Origin of the sequence: Enterococcus raffinosus (assembly GCF_001886185.1) — a bacterium.
GTDB classification, from domain to species: Bacteria; Bacillota; Bacilli; order Lactobacillales; family Enterococcaceae; genus Enterococcus_A; species Enterococcus_A raffinosus.
The window spans coordinates 1-1,118 of the sequence record NZ_JXLA01000104.1; the positions used below are offsets into that span (position 1 = coordinate 1).

The following is a 1,118-nucleotide window of genomic DNA, read 5'->3' on the forward strand; positions in this document are numbered from 1 at the left end:
ATAGATACCGTAAGGGATTTTATTCTTTACGCCGATTGTAAAATTAAGCTAGACAAATAAATAAGCCATTCGTGCTACACTCAAAATGTAATTCCGACTAAAGAAAACATAGGAGTGATCACGAATGACCTACACCCATCTTACCACGGATGAACTGGTGATGATAGAGTCTTACTACCACCAAAACATCAAAATTGTGAAAATTGCTGAGTACCTGAAACGATCTCGAACACCGATTTATAACGTCATTAATTTCTTGAAAGAAGGCCATACGGCCCTCGAATACTACCAACAGTATAAAGAAAATAAGAAACGGTGTGGCAGACGAAACATCGTCTTGCCAAAGAAACAACAGTCCTACATTAAAGAAAAAATTGCCCAAGGCTGGACGCCAGACGTTATCATTGGGCGTAAAGAGAAACCAATCAGCTGTTCCGTAAGAACCCTTTATCGCCAGTTCAAGGAAAAGGTGTTCGATGAATCGACTTTGCCCATGAAGGGTAAGCGGAAACCAAATGGACATCAAGAACGCCGAGGAAAACAGGCTTTTAAACGGAATATCGTTGAAAGAGAAACTGATTACCCGACATTTAAAGAAGAGTTCGGCCATATCGAAGGCGATACCATTGTAGGCATTCATCATAAGAGTGCTGTCATAACTTTGGTAGAACGTCTATCGAAAATCATCATCACCTTGAAGCCCGAGGGGCGCAAGGCGATCGATATTGAGAATACTCTGAACCACTGGTTTGGATCGATTCCCAGACATTTATTTAAATCCATTACCTTTGATTGTGGGAAAGAATTCTCTAATTGGAAGGCTTTAAGTAACCAACATGACATCGCTATTTATTTCGCTGATCCAGGGACTCCTTCGCAACGAGCACTGAATGAAAATTCCAATGGCTTGCTGCGAAAAGATGGTCTGCCAAAAAACATGGATTTTAATCAAGTCGACCAAGCTTTTATCTCTTCAGTGGCGAATAAGAGAAACAATATTCCACGAAAGTCCTTGGATTATCAAACACCCCTGGAAGTATTTATGAGTTACATGAATGAAGATATTTTGTCTAGCTTAATTTGACAAATCAAATTATTTAAAACTTTGCAACAGAACC

The 1,118-nt window shown here is 39.6% G+C and carries 1 protein-coding gene; it reads left to right on the forward strand.

Annotated features, from left to right (window positions below; genetic code table 11):
* Positions 1-124 precede the first annotated feature (124 nt).
* Positions 125-1,084: an IS30-like element IS1252 family transposase gene (locus RV13_RS20370; RefSeq protein WP_000222577.1), complete on the forward strand. Its 960-nt coding sequence runs from the start codon at positions 125-127 to the stop codon at positions 1,082-1,084.
* The last annotated feature ends 34 nt before the right edge of the window (positions 1,085-1,118 follow it).